12 protein-coding genes are annotated in these 12499 nt (G+C 61.5%); 8 read left to right on the forward strand and 4 right to left on the reverse strand.

Annotated elements, in window-relative coordinates; translation table 11 throughout:
- Nucleotides 1-262: 262 nt before the first annotated feature.
- From NY78_RS18975 to NY78_RS18990, 4 genes are all read right to left on the reverse strand, one after another.
- Nucleotides 263-769, reverse strand: a complete 507-nt coding sequence (locus NY78_RS18975; RefSeq protein ID WP_043639638.1) for a hypothetical protein — start codon at nucleotides 767-769, stop codon at nucleotides 263-265.
- A gap of 2 nt (nucleotides 770-771) precedes the next feature.
- Nucleotides 772-1209, reverse strand: a complete 438-nt coding sequence (locus NY78_RS18980) for a hypothetical protein (RefSeq protein ID WP_043639641.1) — start codon at nucleotides 1207-1209, stop codon at nucleotides 772-774.
- 410 nt (nucleotides 1210-1619) lie between these two features.
- Entirely contained in the window at nucleotides 1620-2837 is a 1218-nt protein-coding gene (locus NY78_RS18985; protein ID WP_043639643.1) for a bifunctional nucleoside/nucleotide kinase/histidine phosphatase family protein, read from the reverse strand.
- The gene (locus NY78_RS18990; RefSeq protein ID WP_043639647.1) at nucleotides 2837-4816 is read right to left on the reverse strand and encodes a peptidase U32 family protein; all 1980 of its coding nucleotides are present in this window, start codon (nucleotides 4814-4816) and stop codon (nucleotides 2837-2839) included. The genes NY78_RS18985 and NY78_RS18990 overlap by 1 nt, the downstream gene beginning before the upstream one ends.
- A gap of 257 nt (nucleotides 4817-5073) precedes the next feature.
- On the opposite strand from NY78_RS18990, the gene NY78_RS18995 reads away from it, so the two are divergent.
- The 8 genes from NY78_RS18995 (at nucleotide 5074) to ffh (ending at nucleotide 12488) form a co-directional block, all read left to right on the forward strand.
- Nucleotides 5074-6258: a pyridoxal phosphate-dependent aminotransferase gene (locus NY78_RS18995; protein WP_043639650.1), complete on the forward strand. Its 1185-nt coding sequence runs from the start codon at nucleotides 5074-5076 to the stop codon at nucleotides 6256-6258.
- A 48-nt stretch (nucleotides 6259-6306) separates the two neighbouring features.
- Nucleotides 6307-7020 carry a class I SAM-dependent methyltransferase gene (locus NY78_RS19000; protein ID WP_043639652.1) on the forward strand — a complete coding sequence of 238 codons (714 nt, stop codon included), beginning with the start codon at nucleotides 6307-6309 and terminating at the stop codon, nucleotides 7018-7020.
- Between the two features lie 107 nt (nucleotides 7021-7127).
- Entirely contained in the window at nucleotides 7128-7727 is a 600-nt protein-coding gene (locus tag NY78_RS19005) for a YkgJ family cysteine cluster protein (RefSeq protein ID WP_043639753.1), read from the forward strand.
- 143 nt (nucleotides 7728-7870) lie between these two features.
- Nucleotides 7871-8167 carry an RNA recognition motif domain-containing protein gene (locus NY78_RS19010; protein WP_043639655.1) on the forward strand — a complete coding sequence of 99 codons (297 nt, stop codon included), beginning with the start codon at nucleotides 7871-7873 and terminating at the stop codon, nucleotides 8165-8167.
- A 142-nt stretch (nucleotides 8168-8309) separates the two neighbouring features.
- Nucleotides 8310-8732 (forward strand): very short patch repair endonuclease, encoded by a 423-nt coding sequence (locus NY78_RS23970; RefSeq protein WP_082140102.1) that lies wholly within the window; start codon nucleotides 8310-8312, stop codon nucleotides 8730-8732.
- Nucleotides 8729-9868 (forward strand): DNA cytosine methyltransferase, encoded by a 1140-nt coding sequence (locus tag NY78_RS19015; protein WP_082140103.1) that lies wholly within the window; start codon nucleotides 8729-8731, stop codon nucleotides 9866-9868. Before NY78_RS23970 ends, NY78_RS19015 begins: the two co-directional genes overlap by 4 nt.
- A complete protein-coding gene (locus NY78_RS19020; protein WP_197084274.1) occupies nucleotides 9852-10787 on the forward strand; it encodes a DUF4928 family protein in 936 nt (311 codons plus the stop codon). The genes NY78_RS19015 and NY78_RS19020 overlap by 17 nt, the downstream gene beginning before the upstream one ends.
- Nucleotides 10788-10952: 165 nt before the next feature.
- Nucleotides 10953-12488 (forward strand): signal recognition particle protein, encoded by a 1536-nt coding sequence (ffh, locus tag NY78_RS19025; protein WP_043639658.1) that lies wholly within the window; start codon nucleotides 10953-10955, stop codon nucleotides 12486-12488.
- Nucleotides 12489-12499 lie beyond the last annotated feature (11 nt).

Here is a 12499-nt window from a genome sequence, read left to right on the forward strand (position 1 = left end):
CTTTTTAAGGGGTTTTTGATGGGGGGTGTCAAACGGGTCGGTTGTGGTCATGCCTGTCTGCCCGTTTGCCCGTGACGGCAACCACCGTTGCTCCGGCGCGGGGGATGATCCCCCCGGACCTCTCTCCTCTTTTCGTGCGGAACTGCCGCTCATCGACTCGGCAACGCCCATAGTCAAACCAAACTCCCAAAGGGGATTCCAAAGGGACTCAGTCCCTTTGGCCGCCGGAGGCACTCTTTCTCTTCTCCCTCTCCCTCCCCCCTTACTCCAGCTTGTTTTGAATAAAGGCGATGGTCTTTTCGGGCAGGGCTTTTTGCCCGCCGTCGCGGCCGATCTCCGAGAGATCCTCGGTGATGGTGAGCATGAGGCTTGTAAAGCGCGTCTGCTTTTGCAGGCGTTCCCGGGCATCGGGATTATGCCAGGCCTCTTTGAGCAGTTCGGCGGCGTGGTGGTGGATCATTAGGGCGATGGGCTTGGGCATGGTGCCGTAATATTCCAGCATGTTGGTCTTCATATCGTCGATGCTGGACAGGAATTCGCTGAAATTCTCGGTCTGGCGCTCTTCTTCCAGCCGCGCCCGCTTGCACTCCTCGGCAAAGCGGATCTCCATCAACTCCAGGCGTTGCTTGAGTTCACGCTCGGCCACGCGCTTTTCTTCCTTGAGCCGGTCCAGGTCGGGCTGATGCGCCTTCTGCCAGTCGGCGGATTCGCTTTTGACGGTATTGATCAGCCGGGAGACGAATTTCCCGATGTTTTCAGGCAGGGACATGCTTACCTCGTGTGCTCGAAAAATGTTTCCACGGCCGGGGAAACCTGCGCGGCGTCGTTTGCGGCCAAAAGGTTGTGCAGGGCGTAGAGCCGGTCGAAGTCCACGGTGGTGACGGCCCGTTCGATAAAGGCCGAGGTGCGCTGGTTCTGGTAGGGGGTAAGCGCCCGCTCGTGCTGTTTGAGCTGGCCGTGCACGAGCTTGGCCAACTCCCGGATGTTGCGCCGCTGGGTGGCCAGGGCCATGCGCTTGCGCTTGTCCAGGCCTTTCTCGGTGATAGCGTAGCGGATGCGTTGATGTTTTTGCTGGCGACGTTCAAGCCTTGTGTGGCGGCGATACAGGAAAAAAGCCAGCCCCAGGGCGCACAACACGGCCGGGGCATAGAGGGCGAGCACGGAGAAGGAGACATAGATCAGCGAGAGTTCTGAGAAGCTGTGCGGCATAACAGGCTTGCTGCGAAGTGCGGCCGGCCGGCGGCCGGGCCTCGGATACGGTTAGCCTGACGGATGCGGCCCAGCCCGGAGCTCCGGGACCGCCCGCAGGGGACGGCGGCGAATGGTACAGGCATAAAGAGCGAGAGCTAGTCCAAAGCATGGGGTTCGTCAAGTTGCGCTATGCGGCGGTAACACTCTGAAATAGAATGGCTATTTGTCAAAGTTCGACTGTTTTTGTCGGTTTTCCGCAGCCTTGCGATCCGGCCCGCCCCGCGCCGTCGAGGTCGGATGGATCGAGATCAGGCGTACCCTGGAGCGCGGATATATCCTGAGGCAAATGGCTTTGTTGCGTGCGCCGACCAGCGGCTGACAGGGCGGCGCGGACGCGGCCTGTTGGGCGCACTTCATTCTGGTCCAGTCTAGAACTTGCGCAATTCAAAGAGCTTTTTGCTTTGGGTCGAGACAATGTGAAAATATTTGTCCTGGGGAATGAAGATATAGGGCACGTCTTCGGCCCGGCGAAAGAGAAAATCGGACAGGATCATGCGATTGACCGCCTGATGCCCGATAATCATGATGTATTCGGAGTTGCCGCTTAAGTAGATGGCCTTTTTGACCCCCCGGTAGACCCGGCCGGCCATGGTGGCGTAGCCCTCGCCGCCCGGATAGACGAAATTGTATTTGTTGCGGCCCCGGGCGGCAAAAAGCTCCGGCCGCGCCTCTTCCATCTCGGCGTAGCTCTGGCCGTCGCATTCGCCAACGTTGATTTCGTCGAACTCCGCAAAGGCATGGTGGACGGTCTGGCCCTTGCGGGTTTCCAGCAGCGGTTCGGCCATCTCCCGGGTGCGGGTCAGCGTGCTGGTGAACACGTAGGGCAGCGGGGTGCCGATAAAATGGCGCGACAAGGCCCAGGCCATCTTGCGGCCTTTTTCGGTCAACCCGGAATCGCCGCCCACGCGGTTTTCCAGATTGTATTCGCTCTCGGCATGGCGCACGAGAAAGAGGTTTTTGATCCAGTCGGACATGAGCAGGTCGCGGATGCGGCCGTAGTAGGGGAGTTCGCCCCGGACGCGCTCGGCAATGATCCGGTTGTTGAGGCTGTCGAGGCGCACGAAATTGGGCTCGTCGTCCAGGGGATCGGTAATGTGGCGGTAATAGCCGATGCGGGTGAAAAAGCTCTTCTTGGCTTCGGCTTCGGGCAGATGGGCGAATTCGGGCAGCCGGGCCTTGCGGGCCACGGACAGGGCCAGGATTTCCGGGTCGTCGTTGACGCATTCGACGAACAGGATGGGGTAGTTGCCTAAATTTTGCCGCAACGTCTCCCGCCGTTTGCGGGAGACGTTGGTGGCGTCGAGAATGGCGATGTGGCCTTCGGCCGAGAGAAAGGCCTTGGCCTCGGCAATGCTGACGGCGGCGATGCGTTCGCGCAGCCCCACCGCCTGGGCATTGTCCGGATCATAGAACCCGGCGTGGGACGTGTTGCCGGGGATCATGCGCCGACGCACGTCGCCGTTGTTGAAAATGCCGACCTTGATGTCGTCTTTTTCCAGATTCTCTTTTATTTTCGAGGCGATAGTCGACTTGCCCATGGCCGGCAACCCCACCATGGCAATGCAGAGTTTGGCCGGCCGTCCCATTACAGCAACCCGACGTCCCAGTTGAAGTGGCTGGTGCGTTCGCGCCGGGGCAGCTCTTTGGGCAGGGGTTCGCGCAGATCGGCAAACACCACATACCCGGCCCGGGTCAGGGCGTCGCGGTACTTGTAGAGATCAATCTCCCAGTTGGCGTAGAGCCAGTAGGTGCGGTCGTATTTGACGGCCCACAGGGATTCGTCCTTGGGGCTGACCACCGGCAGGCAGGTCTTGACCTCGCCGGAAAGGACCCGGGACAGGCCAAGCGGCCAGGCGCCCTTGTGGACAATGCCCAGCGGCAGGGGCGAGACCCGGGGCAGATTGACGAGGTCTTCGCCGGACAGCTCCGGCGAGACAAAGGCCCCGTAGAAGCCGGCGCGGGCCAGTTCGCCCAGGGCCAGCGGATTGGCGATGTTGCAAAACGGGCCGGCCCAGAAGTCGACGCCCTTGGCGTCCTTGGGGAAAAGGGCCGTCTGCCAGGGTGCGCCCAGGACAAAACGCTTGCCGCCGCGCGAGACAATGGCGGCAATGAGGCTCACAAATTCGCTTTCCTCATCCGGCCAGATGACCGGCGGCAGCCACCACCAGACCGTGGCGGCCCGGCCAAGGGGCAGGTTGTGAGCCCGGTTGGTGGAGACCCACACGCCAAAGGGGCCATTCTCCTTGCGCACATCGGGATGCCGCCACACGGAAAGCGACAGCGGTTCGATGCGGGCCGGCTTGGCCGGCTTGGGCAGCCGGGCGACAAATTCCGAGGGCTTGGCTTCCCTGGGCGTCACCTTGGCCACGGCGGATTCCAGAGGGCCGATCTTGGCCATGAGCGCCGGGTCGCGGCGGTCGATCAAAAAGACCGGAATGCCGGATTCCGGCCGGGTTTCGTTTTCAAAGGTCAGGGTCAGGCGGCCGCCCTTGGGCACGGTGCGCGTCACCTTGACGATGCGGTGCCCGGGCTCGTCCTCGAAACCGACGCGCAGCAGATCGCCGGGCATAAGGGCCACCCGGGTGGACAGGTTCCACTGGCCGAACTTGATGCCCCGGGAGAGCTTGCCGGCCGGCAGGCCCGAGCCGGTGCGCTCTTTGGTGTCGATGGGATTTTTGGGGCGCTGGGGCAGGAAGTTGTAATTGGTGCCCGGGCGGCCAAGGGCCTGTTCCAGGAAGCCAACGGCCATCTTCTTGGCCGTCGGATCGTCGGCGGCGTCGCGCAACAGCTTGTAGGCGGCCACGGTATGATAGACGTAATGCGGGCCTTTCTTGCGGCCTTCTATCTTCCAGGCGGTGATCTTCGGGATGGTCAACAGCGCCTTGGTCAGGACGTCAAGGCTCAAGTCCTGGCAGGAGAAGTAGCGGCCCTTCTGGCCCCGGTGGTCGTAAATGCGCCGGCAGGGCTGGACGCAGCGGCCGCGAAGGCCGGACTTGCCGCCGAGATAGCTGCTCCAGTAGCACCGCCCAGAGACGTTATAGCACAGCGCCCCATGGATAAAGGCCTCCAGGCTGAGACCCTCGGGCGCGGCTTCGGCCATCTCGCGCATCTCGTCCACGGACAGTTCGCGCGGCAGGACCACCCGGCAGATGGAAAACTGGGCCAGCGTGGAAAGGCCGGTCGGGCTGCTGACGTTGGCCAGGGTGGAGAGGTGCAGTTCGCCCTTGTAGCCGGCCTGCCGGGCCACGGCCGCCACGCCCAGGTCTTGGACAATGAGCGCATCGGGACCGACGTCCTCGGTCAGACGGGCGATGAGCCGGCCGGCCTTGTCGGCCTCGTCGGGCTTGAGCAGGGTATTGATGGCCACGTAGGTGCGCACGTTCCGGGCGCGGGCCACCTCGGCCAGGGCCGCCAGCTCCGAGGTGGAGAAGTTGCGGGCCAGCATCCGGGCGGAAAAATGTTTGAGGCCGCAGTACACGGCGTCGGCGCCAGCGGCCACAGCCGCCATAAAGGAATAGGGATCGCCCGCTGGGGCTAGGATTTCAGGCTTTTTCGCCTCGGTCATGGGAGTCTCGTGGTGAAGGGATTAGCGGCAGGGAACGCCGTGAGGCGAAGACCATAACTGAAACTCAATGCGGAGGGAATTGTTTTTTTGAGGCAGGCTGCCGGCCGGAGGCTGGTTTTCTTGCCCGTGCTGTGTTTCCGGGAGGTAGCCAAGGCCATCCCTTTGCCTCCCCGGGCCATGCCAAACTCGTTACCATATTGCAACGGTTCGGTTTTGATGCCATGGGTTGCCGATACGTTTTTCCGGGAGGGTGGACCGTGAAGCTGGTCACCGAGCAGATGGAGCAGTTTTTGGCAGGCGGAGCCTGGATTCGCCAGATTTTTGAACAGGGACTGGAGCTGAAAAAGCAGTACGGCGAAGACGCCGTGTGCGACTTCTCCCTTGGCAACCCCGATCTGCCGCCGCCGGCGGTGGTGGGCGAGTGTCTGGCCGATCTGGCCCAGCAGGCGGACCAGCCCTTTGCCTTCGGCTACATGCCAAATCCCGGCTATCCGGCCGTGCGAGCCGCCCTGGCCGAGCATCTGACCCAGGAACAGGGCATTGCCATCGCCGCCGATGACCTGCTTTTAACCTGCGGCGCGGCCGGCGGCATCAATGTCTTTTTCCGGGCGGTCCTGACCCCGGGCGACGAAGTCATCTGCCCCATCCCGTATTTTGTGGAATACGGCTTCTATGCCGGCAACTACGGCGGGGTTCTCAAGCCCGTGCCCACCAAGGCCGAGTCCTTCGATCTGGACATCGCGGCCATCGAGGCGGCCATCACCCCGCGCACCCGGGTGGTGCTCGTCAATTCGCCCAACAACCCGACCGGGCAGGTCTACAGTATCGAGACCCTGCGCGAACTGGCGGCCATGCTGACCCGCGTCTCGGCCGGCCGGGAACGCCCCATCTATCTCTTGGCCGACGAACCCTACCGCTTCCTGGCCTACGACGGGCTCGAGGTGCCGTCGGTGCTGCCGCTGTATCCGTACTCGCTGGTCATCGGCTCATTTTCCAAAAATCTGTCCCTGCCGGGCGAGCGGGTGGGCTATGTGGTGGTGTCGCCGCAGCTGGAAGGCCGGGGGCAGCTGGTTGCGGCCATGACCATTGCCAACCGCATTCTGGGCTTCGTCAACGCGCCGGCCGTAGGGCAGGCCCTGTTGCTGCGGGCGCTGGGGCAGGCCGTTGACCGCACCATCTATGAGCGTCGCCGGCAGGCCATGGCCGGGGTGCTGACCCGGGCCGGGTATGAATTCGTCATGCCGCGCGGGGCGTTTTATTTCTTCCCCAAATCGCCCGATGCCGACGAGCTGGTCTTTCTCAAGCGCCTGACCGCCGAGCGGGTCCTGGCCGTGCCGGGGCGCGGCTTCGGGATGCCGGGCTATTTCCGGCTGGCCTTTTGCGTGGACGAGACCGTCATCAACCGGGCCGAAGCCGGCTTTGCCAAGGCGCTTCGGGGGTAGGCGGTCAACTGCCGGCGCATGGTCGGAGCGCGGTAGGCAGGAAGCAATATGACGCAGGCATCGGAACAATTTGACCCTACGGCGCACTTCGATGAAGACCTCGCGGGCAGGTATGATCGCAGGATTCGGCTGTTCTGTCCCAGCTACGATGCCTTGCATCACATGATTGCATCGTTGCTGTCCCCGATCGGTGAACATGCGAGGTTGCTTGCAGCCGGTGTCGGAACCGGCGCTGAAATCGTCAATCTTGGGAGACTGTTTCCTTTTTGGACTTTTGTCGGTGTTGATATTTCCTCCGATATGCTCAGTGCCTGTCGGCGGCGTGTTTCTGAAGCCGGTATCGGGAATCGGGCGGAGTGCATCAATAGTCGTTTGCAGGAGTACCAGTCGCCGCTTTTGTTCGACGCGGCAATTTCTGTCTTTGTAGCCCATTTCATCAAAGGTCATGAGGAAAAAATAAAGTACTTCCGCGCCATAGCCGAAAATCTGAAGCCGGGTGGAACTTTTGTTCTTGCCGACCTTCATGGAGACACCGGTTCTGATGATTGCAAAAAACTGTTGGATGCATGGCTTTTTTCGTACGCCTTGCAGGGCGTTTCCACGGAGCAATTTGCCAAGGACAAGGAGCACATTCTACGGGATGTGGATTTTGTCCCAGAACGGGAACTTTATGCTCTGCTCACTGAAGCAGGCTTCACTTCTCCCGTTCGATTCTACCAGACGTTTCTGTTTGGAGGCTGGGTAGCAACGAAGCCTTGCTGAGGGGGCGTCTTTGGAGCGAGGAGGGGAGGGAGGTCGCAGTCGTGAAGACGATTGCCAGGAGCGACCGCGTCGCGTTGACTTTGCCCCTGGGCAGCGTAAAGTCGCCTATGGCAAACTGTTCGCCCTATCGGTTTCGCGAAGCCTGCGCCCGGCTGCCCTGGCTTGGCGCGTTGTTGGAAGCCTACGCCATCCTTGATGCCGGCATCGCCCGGGCCGTGGCCGCCGATTCCCGGAACCCGGCCTGCCACAGCGGCTGCCACGCCTGCTGCCTGCAGCCCATCCCGGTCTCGAGCCTGGAGGTCCAGGGGCTGCGCTGGTTCGCCCTGACCCAGCTGTCCGGCCGCCCGGCCCGGCTGGTGGGCGCGGCCTTGCTGCTCTCGCCGACCGGGACGGGGGAGCGCTGTCCGTTTCTGGTGGACGGGGCCTGTTCGGTCTATGCCCTGCGGCCCATGGCCTGCCGGGAATTCGTCGTCTTTGGCCGGCCGTGCCAGTCGGAAGAACATGTCGAGGCGCTTCGGCCGGAAGATCTCCTGCCCCTGCCCGAAGCGGCCCAGAGCCGGGCCTTTGCCGCACTGTTGCCGCATTACGGCGTTGTCGGTCCGGAGGCTGTCGCAACGGCTCTTCGTGACCGCCTGATTCTTCACGATACGCGGATTCTGCGTGGGCATGACTGGTCCAGCCTGGCTGCGGCCCTGGCCTGCAAATAACCGTTGACAGACGTGGACCGGGAGCATAGTGCGGGGCATCTTTAACGTCTGGCTCGATTTTTGTCCGTGTCCTAGAGGATCTTCGCGTTTGCAAGCTCCCGACGACTTCAAGAATGAGCCGTAACAGTTTGGAGCTTTAGCAGATGTCCAAGAAACTCTATGTCGGCAATCTCCCCTTTTCCACCAATGAAGACGAACTGCGCGACCTGTTTGCCGCCTACGGCGAAGTCACCTCGGTGAAGCTCATCGAGGATCGCGAGACCGGCCGTCTGCGTGGATTCGGTTTCGTGGAGATGGCCGCCGACGGCGCCGACGCCGCCATGCAGGGCCTAAACGGCAAGGCCTTTGGCGGCCGCGACCTGCGGGTCAACGAGGCCGAGGAGCGTCAGCCCCGCGCCGGCGGCTTCGGCGGCGACCGTTCCCGTCGCAACAGCTGGTAGTCTTTCGGCCGCCGGCTTCGCAGCAGATCCCCTGGCCCCGTCCGACCGCCGGACGGGGCTTTTTTTATTCCAGGCACACGGCCAAGGTCCGGGGCATTGATTTCCTTGGCAGGGACGGGACTGGTCGGTATATTCGGTCGGCATGGACACGGTGAGTCCCGCGCAACGAAGCAGGGTCATGGCCAACGTCAAGGGACGCGATACCCGGCCCGAGAGAGCATTGCGTTCGCTTTTGTTTCGGCACGGTTTCCGATTCAGGCTGTATCAGGCCGGCCTGCCTGGAAAACCCGACATCGTCTTGCCGCGCTACAAGACGATCATCTTTGTTCACGGCTGTTTCTGGCACCGCCATCCTGGTTGCAAACGCGCTTCCATGCCTGCTTCCAATGCAGCCTACTGGGGACGAAAGTTTGAGCGCACGGTGGCAAGGGATGCAACAAACAAAAGAATCTTGGAACATATGGGTTGGCGTGTGATTATTGTTTGGGAGTGTGAGTTGCGAAGCCTGGAACGCGAATTTGATGCCTTTGCGGCAATGATCCGCAGACCGGTTGCAGCATTATGAATATTGCTGCCGGTCAGGCCGGGGCTGTCGCTCATGATTTTCGGGAAGTCGGCGGTGCGCGGTCGGCAAAGCCCGTCTTCCTCGATTTTTTTGCAGGCAGCGGTTTGGTCAGCCATGCCCTGTCCCGGTGGTTCGACTTGGCCTGGGCCAATGACGTGTGTGGGAAAAAAGCTGCCGTGTTCAGGGCCAACCATCCGGGAAAACCGTTTATCCTGGGGTCTGTCTCCGAGGTGCGCGGGGGCGATGTGCCGTCGGCGACCTTGTCCTGGGCGAGTTTCCCTTGCCAGGATCTTTCGCTGGCCGGGGCGGCCAAGGGCATTCGGGCCAGTCGCAGCGGGCTTGTCTGGGAGTGGCTGCGCGTCATGGACGCCATGGACGAAAGGCCGCCTGTGGTTGTCGCGGAAAATGTCGTCGGTCTGTTGTCGGCCCATGACGGCCGGCACTACAAAGAACTGCACGAGGCCTTGATTGGACGCGGCTACCGGGTCGGGGCCATCGTGCTTGACGCTGTGCATTTTGTGCCCCAATCACGGCCCCGGGTTTTCGTCGTCGGGGTGAGCCAGAACGTCTCTATCCCCCCTGGCCTCGTCGGGGATGGTCCGAACTGGCTGCATCCTGCTGCCATTGCGCGTGTCGCCGAGACAACAGAGGCTTTTATCTGGTGGAAATTGCCCAAGCCGCATCTGCGGCGGCACTCCCTGTCAGACATTGTGGACCGTTCGCGTCCCTGCCATGACGAGGCGACCAGCCAGAAAAATCTGGCGCTCATTCCTCCTGCTCACAGGCGGCGGCTGGAAGAGAGCGGGCTTGACGTGGTTCCTGGCTACCGGCGTATCCGAGACGGTCGTCAAGTCCTGGAATTGCGGTTTGATGATGTAGCCGGTTGTCTGCGTACGCCGGCCGGCGGCAGCAGCCGGCAGCTCCTGGTGATGCGGGACGGCGGGCGTTATAAAACACGTTTGCTGACGGCCGTTGAAGCGGCGCGCTTGATGGGCGCCCCGCGACAGTTCAAATTGCCGGGCAGCGACACCGACGCCTATCGGGCCATGGGCGACGCCGTGGCTGTTCCCGTCGCAGCCTTTCTGGCGAGGCATTTGCTCTCTAAATTGATCCCGGTGCATGATGAATCCACTTGAAAAGCGCTTGGCCGAATATCGCCGGCTTCGCCGGTTTGTCGGCAAAGGGCAGTTGGCCGTAGCCCTGCACGTCACGCGGCAGGCTATTCGTCGCGGGCTGCCGCTTTCGCCGGACGTTCTTGTGACCGAAGGGACAGGACAAGTCGCGGGGCTCAGTAAAAGCGCTGTGCAAGCTATCTTGGCTGACTACGGCATCACCCGCGTCCTGGCTGAGGAAGGGGGGCGCACCAGTCGAGGCAGCCTTGGCAACATGCGGGATTACCTAACTTTTATCAACGATCTTCACAGCTGTGGTCTCGCTGATCTGCAAGCGATTGAAGCTTGGTGGATGAAACGGGTAAAGGACTTCTTTTCCGGCAAGCCGTTTGTCCTTCGCTACGATCCTGGGAAATCTCTGCGGTCCCTTGTGGCTGATCTCCTCAGGCAGGCAGTTAAACGACAAAAAGACAATCCCGGAACCATGTATGCGGGCACGGTGTTGCAGCATCTCGTCGGCGCCAAGCTTGATCTTATTTTGCCTGAGCACAAACAGCTTGAGCATCATGGGGCCTCGGTCGCGGACGCGCCAAACGCCAGGGCAGGTGATTTTCTCGTTGAAGGCGTTGCGATTCATGTAACGACGGCAGCCACGGAAGCCTTGATCAGGAAGTGTATCCGTAATCTGGAAAGCGGCTTGACGCCCTTGATTGTGACAATATCGGAAAGTCGTCCAGGCGTTGAATCCTTGGCCAAAGGCTTTGAGGTCGATGCACGTATAGATGTTGTGGAAGCAGAACAATTTATTGCCACAAATCTCTATGAGTGGTCACAATTTGACGGCAGTCGGCGGAAACAGGAAATTGTGAAACTTTTTTCCAGATACAATGCCATTGTGGAGTCCGTAGAAACGGATCCCAGCCTTAAAATAGAAATTCCCTGAGACCTCGCAGTAATTTCTATAATTTGACAGACGTTCATTTTCCCAGCCGACCGAAGTGAACGCTGCCGAGCAGCCGGTTGGCGGTGTTGCAAATGAGCCCTTGACGTATGGACGTCGTGCGGTTATCAAGTCAAACTTTGCCCTTTACCGAGGTTCGCCAGGATCATGTTCGACAACCTAACAGACAGACTCGAAGACGTCTTCCGCAAGATCAGGGGGCAGACCCGCCTGACCGAGGAAAATGTCCAGACCGCCCTGCGTGAAGTGCGTCTGGCCCTGCTTGAGGCCGACGTCAACTTCAAGGTCGTCAAGGACTTCGTCGAACGCGTGCGCGAACGCGCCTCCGGGCAGGACGTCCTGAAAAGCCTCACCCCGGGGCAGCAGGTGGTCAAGATCGTCCACGAGGAACTCATTGAGATCCTCGGCGGCCAGGCCACCGATCTTGATCTTTCCGCCAGCCCGGCCGTCATCATGGTCGTGGGGTTGCAGGGGTCGGGCAAAACCACCACCTGCGCCAAACTGGCGCTCAAGCTGCGCCGCGAGTTCAAGCGCAAGCCCTATCTGGTCCCGGCCGACGTCTACCGTCCCGCCGCCATCGACCAGCTCCACAAGCTTGCCACCCAGCTCGACATCGAGGCCTATCCGTCCACGCCGGACCAGAACCCGGTGGATATCTGCCGCGCCGCCCTGGCCGAGGCCAAGCGCACCGGGCACGACGTGGTGCTGCTCGACACCGCCGGCCGCCTGCACATCGACGAGACGCTCATGGACGAGCTGGCGGCCATCAAGGCCGATTGCCAGCCCGGCGAAATTTTGTTCGTGGCCGATGCCATGACCGGCCAGGACGCCGTCACCGTGGCCGCGGCCTTTAACGAACGCCTGAGCATCACCGGCGTTGTCCTGACCAAGATGGACGGCGATGCCCGGGGCGGCGCGGCTCTGTCCGTGCGCCAGGTGACGGGCAAGCCGATCAAGCTCGTGGGCACGGGTGAAAAAGTCTCTGACCTGGAGCTTTTCTATCCCGACCGGGCCGCCTCGCGCATCCTGGGCATGGGCGACATCCTGAGCCTGATTGAGAAGGCCCAGACCGACGTCAATGCCGAGGAAGCGGCCGAGATGGAGCGCAAGCTGCGAAAGGCCCAGTTCACCCTGGAAGACTTTCGCACCCAGATGCGCCGCATCAAGAAGCTCGGCTCCCTGGAGGGGCTGTTAAAGCTCATCCCGGGCATGTCCCAGGTCCGAAAGCAGCTCGGTGAAGTCCAGATGCCGGAGAAGGAGATGGACCGGGTCGAGGCCATCATCAACTCCATGACCAAGGCCGAGCGGGAGACGCCCAAGCTCATCAACACCAGCCGTCGGGAGCGCATTGCCAAGGGTTCCGGCACCACGGTCCTGGAAGTCAGCCAGCTGCTGAAAAATTTCACCCAGATGCAGAAGATGATGCAGCGCATGATGGGCGGCAAGGGCATGCCGTCCATGCCCAAGATGCCGCCGGGCATGAAGATGCCCGGAATGCCCCCCGGCATGGGGGGGATGGGCGGCATGGGCGGCATGCCTGGGATGCCCGGCATGCCGGGGATGCCGCCGGGCATGGGCGGTATGGGCGGAGCCCCCGGCGCGCCAAGCAAGGCTGCGGTGGAAAGTGCCCGGGCCGCTGCCAAGAAGAAGAAAGAACAACGGAAAAAACGGAAAAAACGCTAGCCCGACCAGGG

It is taken from the genome of Desulfovibrio sp. TomC, assembly GCF_000801335.2.
Lineage (GTDB): Bacteria > Desulfobacterota > Desulfovibrionia > Desulfovibrionales > Desulfovibrionaceae > Solidesulfovibrio.

Excerpts from the sequence above, each read along its gene's own strand:
- NY78_RS18975 (WP_043639638.1), bottom strand. The coding sequence starts at position 769 with ATGTCCCTGCCTGAAAACATCGGGAAATTCGTCTCCCGGCTGATCAAT.
- NY78_RS19015 (WP_082140103.1), top strand. The coding sequence starts at position 8,729 with ATGAATATTGCTGCCGGTCAGGCCGGGGCTGTCGCTCATGATTTTCGG.
- NY78_RS18990 (WP_043639647.1), bottom strand. The coding sequence starts at position 4,816 with ATGACCGAGGCGAAAAAGCCTGAAATCCTAGCCCCAGCGGGCGATCCC.
- NY78_RS18985 (WP_043639643.1), bottom strand. The coding sequence starts at position 2,837 with ATGGGACGGCCGGCCAAACTCTGCATTGCCATGGTGGGGTTGCCGGCC.
- NY78_RS19020 (WP_197084274.1), top strand. The coding sequence starts at position 9,852 with ATGATGAATCCACTTGAAAAGCGCTTGGCCGAATATCGCCGGCTTCGC.
- ffh (WP_043639658.1), top strand. The coding sequence starts at position 10,953 with ATGTTCGACAACCTAACAGACAGACTCGAAGACGTCTTCCGCAAGATC.
- NY78_RS23970 (WP_082140102.1), top strand. The coding sequence starts at position 8,310 with ATGGACACGGTGAGTCCCGCGCAACGAAGCAGGGTCATGGCCAACGTC.
- NY78_RS19010 (WP_043639655.1), top strand. The coding sequence starts at position 7,871 with ATGTCCAAGAAACTCTATGTCGGCAATCTCCCCTTTTCCACCAATGAA.
- NY78_RS19005 (WP_043639753.1), top strand. The coding sequence starts at position 7,128 with ATGGCAAACTGTTCGCCCTATCGGTTTCGCGAAGCCTGCGCCCGGCTG.
- NY78_RS18980 (WP_043639641.1), bottom strand. The coding sequence starts at position 1,209 with ATGCCGCACAGCTTCTCAGAACTCTCGCTGATCTATGTCTCCTTCTCC.
- NY78_RS19000 (WP_043639652.1), top strand. The coding sequence starts at position 6,307 with ATGACGCAGGCATCGGAACAATTTGACCCTACGGCGCACTTCGATGAA.